Source organism: Zarconia sp. (genome assembly GCF_057467645.1).
In genome coordinates, this window is the sequence record NZ_JBRJXU010000162.1 from 74,057 (window position 1) to 80,675 (window position 6,619).

The following is a 6,619-nucleotide window of genomic DNA, read 5'->3' on the forward strand; positions in this document are numbered from 1 at the left end:
CCTTGATATGGAGTTGAGATGAAGCTTAGATTGAGCCTTCGAGTTCTAGGGTTTCGATCGCCTCCAAACCGCGAGGATCGCCGACGCGCAATAGGGAAGAACGGGCATCTTCGCGCACCCCCATATCCGTATCTTCTTCCAGAGCTTCGATCAAACCATCGATCGCCCCGGCATACACCACGTTAGACGGCAGTTCCCGACACAATTGCCCTAGGGCCCAAGCACAGTTACTGCGTACGGCGGCGATCGCATCTCGACGCAAGCCTTCAATTAGCGGCGGAACGGCACGGATAATCGTCTCGTAACCCACTTTCGCCATTTGCCCGATGGAACTGGCCGCCCACAACCGCACCGCCGAGATATCCGTTCGCAAGGCCATCACCAAAGGATCTAACGCGCGGAGATCTCCACAATTTCCCAGGGCCCAGACGATGCCTTTGCGCACGTAACCGTTCCAGTCGAGTTCGAGTCGTTCGATTAGGGCCTCGACGGCTTCAGGACTGGGATTGCGCCCCAAAGCATAGGCCGCACTGACCCGCACCAGCAAACACGGGTCCGATAGCAAGCGAATCAGGTGTGGTATTGCTCGATCGTCTTGAATGTTGCAGAAAGCCCGAGCAGCGAGCGTTCGCTGTTGCGATTCTGGCGATTCGAGCAGCGTTAGCATTTCTTCGGGATCGGGGCGTTCCGACTCGTCAACCGAGCCCATTCGATCGAGCGGACTTTCTAGCTCGGTGTCGGAATAGAGTACCCCTGTGTCGTCGTCATTATACATATTGTCAATTTACCATCCACCAGAGGCATCCCTGGTTAAAATTCATAATTTTGAGGGATAACTCTAAAATGACATATCGCGCAACCCGATGGTGCATATGGAGTATTGGAGGCTTCGGGAGCACAGGAGGCTCCAGGAAGAGTCAACAGTACGTAGTGAGAGCATCTTGCTCCCGTTTCTCCGTTTCTCCGATTTCCCCTTGTCTCCCTTATCTCCAAATATCGAAAAACTACAGGGACTTCGTCATCCAGAACGAGAGGGGTTCGTAGCCGCAGCTTTGGTATAGGGTAAGAGCGGGTTGATTGTTGGCAAAGACCTGAAGGCCGATCTGACGATCGCCTCGTTGCTTGGCCTGATTTTCTGCGTGTCGCACTAACCGAGAGCCGATTCCCCGCCGTCGGTGCTTCGGAACCACGTAAACCAGTAAAATATGGGTGTAACGTTCGCCGCTGATGCGATCGACAGAATTTCCCAGCCACAAACACGCCACTTTTTCGCAGCCGGGAGTCGGGGAGCGATAACCGTCGGGTTCTGAGAACGAGCCATCGGTTGTATCGTCGCAGACTTCCACGAACCACACCGGTGTTTCCGGGGAAAAATATTGCTCCACCATCTGAGCGACATCGGAAAAATGGCGATCGGGTTCGAGTTCTCGATAGGTGTGCCCCAGAAACTTCACCAGCAAAGCGCGATCGGCTCCAGACCCGAGTCGCAGGGCATAGCCCGGTAAAAATTCCCTCGACATCTACACCACAGAAGCGGGAACGATCGCCCGGGCCGCACCGACGGTCGAAATCGGGGTCAAGCTCGGATGAAACGCAGCTTTTTCGGGTGCGGCATCTTCCACGGGAGCGGGAGCGCTCAACCCTTCTGGGAGGAAAATGCGAGCGCTCGTCGCCACTAAAGCCAGAAGAAACACGAGAACGATTAACGCCGGGGCCACAAATTGACGAAGAAATGCCATCTTAAAAAACTCGAAAAAAATTATAAATCTGAGAGCTTATCTCAAGATTTGTAAAGTTTGCTGTTCTTATTCTATAGCAGTCGCTACGCCAAGCGCGGACAGTCTCATTTCACACCAGTACCCTTCTTCCCCTGCCTCCCCTGCCTCCCCTGCTCCCCCCGCTCAAATCCACCTTTGTAACAAACCTACCCTTGTCAGGCTCCCCCAGCTCCCCCGGCTTCAGAGATAGCGCGGCGTTGGGCGACGAGCAGTTCCTCGATTCCTTTTTGAGCTAAATCGAGCAATCCATCAAGCTGCGTGCGGCTGAAGGTTTTCTCTTCCGCAGTTCCCTGCACTTCGACAAACTCTAACTCGCCGGTCATCACCACGTTAAAATCAACCTCTGCGGCGACATCCTCTTCGTATTTCAGATCCAAGAACGGTTCACCATCCAACAATCCCACGGAAACGGCGGCGACGGGATTGCGAATAGGCGATCGCTCCAACTCCCCTCGTGCCACCAATTTATTCATTGCCGTTGCCAGAGCGACAAATCCGCCGGTAATAGAAGTGGTTCGAGTTCCCGCATCCGCTTGTAGAACGTCCGCATCGACGATAATCGTGCGCTCGCCCAGGGCGTTCAGATCGAGGGACGCTCGCAAACTACGCCCGATCAGGCGCTGAATTTCTTGAGTGCGCCCGGAGAGTTTCATCAATTCTCTCGATTGGCGCTGTGGCGTCGCCCCTGGCAGCATCCGGTATTCGGCCGTCAGCCACCCTTGTCCGCTATCTTGGAGAAATCTTGGGACTCCCGGCTGGACGGTAACGGTCGAGAGTACTTGGGTATCGCCACAGCGGGTGAGAACGGAACTGGTCGCAAAACGGGTAAAATCCAGCTCGAAACTGATGGGACGGAGTTGGTCGGGTTGACGATCGTCGGGACGTTGCCAAGACATGAAGTTTTAATGGGGTGTGGGGTTGGGGGAAGGAATTAAAAATTAAAAATGCAAAACGGGAGACGGGGAAGAGTGTCGCAACTAACCCATTGTCAATTGCCCATTGACTCCTTCCCTACCCTTTTTCCCCGATTGTTATAGAGCTTCGAGAAGGTTTTGGGCGACGAGTTCGGGAGGTCGATCGCCATCAATTCTCAAGAGCTTTTGCCGGGGTTCGTAATATTCGGTAATCGGGATGGTGCGTTGGTGGAACAGGTCGATTCTGCGGCGAACGATTTCGGGTCGATCGTCGGCGCGCGATCGCTCCAAAGAGCGACTCATGAGAACCGATACGGGAACGTCGATCCAAATCGCCCAATCAAGGCGCTGACCCAAATCGTCGAGCAAAAAATCGAGTTCTTCCGCTTGAAATGCCGTACGGGGATAGCCATCGAGGAGCCATCCATCTTTGGCATCGGGTTGGGTGAGGCGCTCTCGAATCAGTTCGATCGCGATCGTGTCGGGTACGAGTTCCCCCTTCTCCACGAAAGGCGCAGACTGAAGACCCAAAGACGTTTTATCCGCGATCGCCGCTCGAAATATTTCTCCAGTAGAAATCCAGGGAATGTTTAAATGGCGGCACAGCTGCTTGCCTTGAGTTCCTTTTCCCGCTCCGGGACCTCCCAAAATAACCAGTCTCACCCGATATTCTCCTCGACTACGGCAATTGAACGATGGCAAACGAATTGCTGGTACTTCCCATGAAGACGCTAGTGCTAACGGCACTAAGTAGATATCCTACCAAGCATCAGCGCGATCGGCTTAAATCGGGTTTGATGCACTCGTACGGTGACTGGCTCAGTCTGTATTGTACGAGGGGGTATTTCCTGGGAACTTCTCGATTGTTTAAGGCTCGAGCGGCCAGATTCACTCCGAGAAGCTGCAGACTAAAAGCGGCAAATGGATTCAGGGACGATCGGGCAACTGGGATTTTCGCTCTCGATCGCGACCGGATTTTCGACCAGTACGATTCCCACCAAAGTTTCCATCACCTGAATGGGTTCGAGATCGGAAATTTTATTATTTTTAAAGTCTGCCCAATTGAGTTTGAGCATTTCTGGCAGCGGTGTTAAATCTTCGATTTTATTGTCTCGAATATAAAGTTCTGTTACCGTTTTTAAGTTTGCTAAGGGACGAATATCGCGAATTTCATTTCCGCTCAGATAGAGTTCGTTGAGTGCAGTCATCGATGTGAGAGAACTGAGATCGGTAATCTTATTTTCATCGAGATGCAACTCGTACATTTGTGTCATTGAAGCTAAAGGTTCGATTTCTTCAATGTGATTATTCATTAAGGATAAAGTTCTCAGTTTTACCATCGAGTTTAAAGGTTGCAGGTCGGAAATTTGATTATCATTCATAAATAATGTTGTCATCCGAACTAGGGAGTTGAGGGGAGCCAGATTGGAGACTTGATTATTATTGATAAAAAGCGTTTTTAGCTCGAAAAGTGAATTAATAGGAGTCAGATCGGAGACTTGATTGTTATCTAAATTTAGCTTGGTTAAATTTGGAGCTGAAATCGGGGTAATATCTTGAATTTGATTGTTAGCGAGTAAGAGTTGAGTCAGATTCGTTAAGTTTTCCAGGGGCGTAATATCTTGAATTTGATTGTTACTCACATCGAGACGATCGAGATGGGTGAGGGAAGCGATCGGGCGCAGATCGGAGATATCTCGGGCACTGATATTGAGTTCGGTCATATCCGATAAGATGGCGTCAGCCCGATGGCAATCTTGAGTTTCAACTTTTTCTAAAATGACCTCGATGGTATGTTGGGTTTCAAGAGGTAAATTATCGCGATCGACACACCATTCAAGAAAACGAGTTTGAGTGAAGGTCGCTCCATTTTCAGCAGCCAGCGATGTTGTTGCCGTTAAACCTAAGACCGTTGCAGCGAGCGATAAACCGATCGAAACTTTCGATCGAAAAGTATAGAAAGTATTTGAGCAAGTATTCGAGCAAGTGTTTGAAGTTTGTTTTCCCAACATTGACGTTTTGTGTTTCAGAGTCTTCGATGAATCGACGATCGATATTTTGTCACACTTGGTTCGCCCAAGCCACGAGGCGATCTCCGTGACTCGGCTTCAAGATATCGCTGTATTCGCGCAGATTAGGACAACCCGAAGGTAAACCAGTATCTTTCTCCCGTTTCCCCCAACGCTCACCCACAAGAGTGTCCGAATTCTCCTGCATCTCGCGATACCTGTGCCAAAGTCCTATTCCTTATTGACGCGCTAGTGTTTGCTGACGTTCCGTACCATTCGAGAATTCTGTGGCGGAATCACGATCTTGCGGAAACAGAATTTTAGCGATCGCGTCGATCGAGCGAGTTTCTCGCCAAACCCAATGCAAATCCTGTCCTCGTTCTCGAATTTGAGGAATAGCCCGATCGACGATCGAACCGATTTCCTCAAAGCTCGAAAAGGTCGCGCCAACCTCAACCGGTGCTGTAATCTGATGGGCGATGGTGGGATAGTCAGACGCAATGACATAGCATCCGGAACAGGCGGCATCGCTGACTACTCCACTGGTTCGGTAGTAGTAACGAACTTCATCGTAGTAAGCAACGAGGATATCCAATTCGTTCAGCAATCCCAAATAGTCTGTTTCACTGGTGGTATCGCGAACGGTGACTCCTAGTTGTTTAAGGTAGTCAGACTGTTGAGCGCGGGGTGTGCCGATAATCAATTCGAGTTCGGAATTTTGGGTCTCTACGTAAGTTTTTAAGCTTTCAATCAGTTTGGCGATCGGCTTATCTTTGCGCACTTTTCCCACCACCCCAATTTTCAGTTTTGAAGCGGGGGATAACCGTTCCCCTGGTTTCAGTTTCGGGTAAGCATCGCTACGAACGGGCATTGGAAGAACGATTTTAGTTTCGGGGGATAGTCGATACTTTTGGGGGATAACATCATCGTCAATTTCAAAAACGATCGCTTTAAAGTTAAACCATTTCAGAAAAAGACGGAGATAAGCGAGTCCCAAGTACTTCAACTTGCTGTAGCGAGCAAGCTGTTGGTTCCAGTGCAAACTAATTAATACTTTTTTTCGCGTTAACGCCAGTAATGGAAGAAGTAAAAATAAGTTTTGCAGGTAGACTTCAAAAATAAAAAGCGTCTGACATTCTTTCAGCTTAAAAGCTTGGAAAGCCATCGAGAGGTGGCGATATTCCCGGCGCAGATGTAAACCCAAAGTGTAGGGTAACGCCAAAGTGAACTTTTTAAACCAATTCGGAAAAGGATTCTCGATCGATAAACAACCGACTTGTTCTTCCTGACTATATTTCTGTAGAAGCAAGAAATCTTTTAAGCCGGCATGCATTAAATCCATGACTATTCACTCAAAATAAAGAATATAAGTTCAACAAAATTTATTCAATTAATCGGATAAATTCCTCGAACACTTCCATGTTAAGCGACGATCCCTTAGAGCCGCAAATTCTCTGAAAAATGAAATGAGTGTCTTGGTTTCAAGGATTTAATGTATCAATATTCAGCCATCAGCGTACAGCTTTAAGGTGCTCTCGCTGCCATCGGCTTGACTTGTTAAGAAAGAGCATTGAAGAAAGCTGAAATGATACTGCTTCCTTGTTGGTTAGTTCTATGGATTCGATCGCGCCTGAGTAGCGTTTCACGCGCGACATGAAATGTGCAGCGATGACCTTGGCGTAGCTGCCCTTCAAGGGCTAGGAGTATCGCAGAATGCATCCTTTATAACGTCAGTTTTGGATAAGACTGTTTCCGGTGAGGGCGGGGAATGGGGAATCGGGAATCGGGATGAAGTACTTTGCTCCCCAGCAACCAGATGTAGCCAGTGCGATCGCTTCGCTCATCAAGAGGCTTGCCAACCGCCCGAATCTCACCCAGAGTCGGCATCCCGTCGACGTCGCGGTCGCAAAACTGACGT

General features: G+C 49.4%; 7 protein-coding genes. All 7 read right to left on the minus strand.

What is annotated here, in order from left to right; translation table 11 throughout:
• Window positions 1-25: 25 nt before the first annotated feature.
• The 7 genes from AC2215_RS24070 to AC2215_RS24100 all read right to left on the minus strand — a co-directional run bounded on the left by AC2215_RS24070 (window position 26) and on the right by AC2215_RS24100 (window position 6,043).
• Complete coding sequence (locus AC2215_RS24070; RefSeq protein WP_486812560.1) at window positions 26-775, minus strand: HEAT repeat domain-containing protein; 750 nt, start codon at window positions 773-775, stop codon at window positions 26-28.
• Between the two features lie 229 nt (window positions 776-1,004).
• Entirely contained in the window at window positions 1,005-1,520 is a 516-nt protein-coding gene (locus AC2215_RS24075) for a GNAT family N-acetyltransferase (protein WP_486812561.1), read from the minus strand.
• Window positions 1,521-1,739, minus strand: a complete 219-nt coding sequence (locus AC2215_RS24080) for a hypothetical protein (protein WP_486812562.1) — start codon at window positions 1,737-1,739, stop codon at window positions 1,521-1,523.
• Between the two features lie 194 nt (window positions 1,740-1,933).
• Window positions 1,934-2,674 (minus strand): ribonuclease PH, encoded by a 741-nt coding sequence (rph, locus tag AC2215_RS24085; RefSeq protein ID WP_486812563.1) that lies wholly within the window; start codon window positions 2,672-2,674, stop codon window positions 1,934-1,936.
• Between the two features lie 135 nt (window positions 2,675-2,809).
• The gene (locus tag AC2215_RS24090; RefSeq protein ID WP_486812564.1) at window positions 2,810-3,355 is read right to left on the minus strand and encodes an adenylate kinase; all 546 of its coding nucleotides are present in this window, start codon (window positions 3,353-3,355) and stop codon (window positions 2,810-2,812) included.
• A 245-nt stretch (window positions 3,356-3,600) separates the two neighbouring features.
• The gene (locus tag AC2215_RS24095; protein WP_486812565.1) at window positions 3,601-4,704 is read right to left on the minus strand and encodes a leucine-rich repeat domain-containing protein; all 1,104 of its coding nucleotides are present in this window, start codon (window positions 4,702-4,704) and stop codon (window positions 3,601-3,603) included.
• Between the two features lie 235 nt (window positions 4,705-4,939).
• Window positions 4,940-6,043 carry a glycosyltransferase family protein gene (locus AC2215_RS24100; protein ID WP_486812566.1) on the minus strand — a complete coding sequence of 368 codons (1,104 nt, stop codon included), beginning with the start codon at window positions 6,041-6,043 and terminating at the stop codon, window positions 4,940-4,942.
• Window positions 6,044-6,619 lie beyond the last annotated feature (576 nt).

Bases quoted from the DNA above. Each gene is read 5' to 3' on its own strand.
- AC2215_RS24070 (WP_486812560.1), bottom strand. From the start codon at position 775: ATGTATAATGACGACGACACAGGGGTACTCTATTCCGACACCGAGCTA.
- AC2215_RS24075 (WP_486812561.1), bottom strand. From the start codon at position 1,520: ATGTCGAGGGAATTTTTACCGGGCTATGCCCTGCGACTCGGGTCTGGA.
- AC2215_RS24080 (WP_486812562.1), bottom strand. From the start codon at position 1,739: ATGGCATTTCTTCGTCAATTTGTGGCCCCGGCGTTAATCGTTCTCGTG.
- rph (WP_486812563.1), bottom strand. From the start codon at position 2,674: ATGTCTTGGCAACGTCCCGACGATCGTCAACCCGACCAACTCCGTCCC.
- AC2215_RS24095 (WP_486812565.1), bottom strand. From the start codon at position 4,704: ATGTTGGGAAAACAAACTTCAAACACTTGCTCGAATACTTGCTCAAAT.
- AC2215_RS24100 (WP_486812566.1), bottom strand. From the start codon at position 6,043: ATGGATTTAATGCATGCCGGCTTAAAAGATTTCTTGCTTCTACAGAAA.